We start from the raw sequence: 1,067 nt of genomic DNA, 5'->3' as shown, positions 1-1,067 counted from the left end.
ACGTATAGGAAGAATAAACGCCCTTTTCACCCAAGTCCAACAGCTTTGGACCGCAGTTGACTCTTTCGACACCCCTGCGATGCAACCCAATCCGGCTGACGGGGAGCCAGCAACGCTGAAAATTTACCCTCCTCTTTCCCACTAGCGGCTCCTTTTCCGACAACCAGCACGGCGGATCCCTGCCGCGGCGCTGTGAACGCAGCATTTTGATTGGTATCGTTGGCCTTCAGGCTCGTCAGTCAAACAGACCCAGGAGCAGCTCAGCCGGTGGCGCCCGGCTTTCGGGTAACGCCCTGGTCCCGCTGGTTTCGGCTTTGTGCTTCAGGTGATCAAGGATCTGCTTGATCACTATAGGGTCTTCAATGCAGGCGATGACTTTCATGGCGCCGCCGCAGCCGCTGCAGGTCTCGATGTCGATATTGAAAACACGCTTGAGCCGTTGCGCCCATGTCATCGACGCTCGCCGTTGTGCTGGTGTTGCCGGTTCATCAGCCACCCTGACCTTGTTGCCCCTGCCCCGTTTTGCCGGCGTGACCAACGCCCGGTGCCGACTGTTGGGTGCGAACACCCCGTGGAAGCGGGTTAGGTTGACTCTGGGCTTCGGTACCAGGGCGGCCAGCCTTGCAATGAAATCCAATGGTTCGAAAATGACGTGCGTGGTGCCGTCCCGGTACGGCGTCTTGAGCTGGTAGCGCACGTTGCCGCCTCGTGTTAACGACAGCCGCTTCTCGGATACCGCCGGGCGGCTGATGTACCGGCACAGCCGTTCGAGCTTCTTGCGTTCATCGGCCCTGGCCGCCACGCCGGCGTGCAGGCTGGACCCGGCTACCTTGCCAATCCCGTCACCGAACGGATCACCACTGGTCGGCAGAGTTTGCAAAGTGAACACCTTTCGCCCCGCCTGTGAACCGACAGCGATACGGTAAGTGATCGAGTGCCCCAGCAGGGGTGTCATCGGGTCGTCATCCACCGCATCCGAGGCCAGATAGCTGTTTTCGACATCCCGTTCCAGCAGGCCTTGCCGTTCCAGATAGCGACCCACCCGGTGGGCGATGGTGTGCGTCAGC

The 1,067-nt window shown here is 60.4% G+C and carries 1 pseudogene; it reads right to left on the bottom strand.

Features of this window, described 5'->3' with window-relative positions:
- Positions 1 to 235 precede the first annotated feature (235 nt).
- A pseudogene (locus HX005_RS19540) lies at positions 236 to 1,067 on the bottom strand (IS91-like element ISCR2 family transposase); the annotation flags it as partial.

The organism is Acinetobacter sp. R933-2 (assembly GCF_030325485.1).
Classification (GTDB): Bacteria; Pseudomonadota; Gammaproteobacteria; order Pseudomonadales; family Moraxellaceae; genus Acinetobacter; species Acinetobacter sichuanensis.
This window is presented reverse-complemented; position numbering and strand designations above follow the sequence as displayed.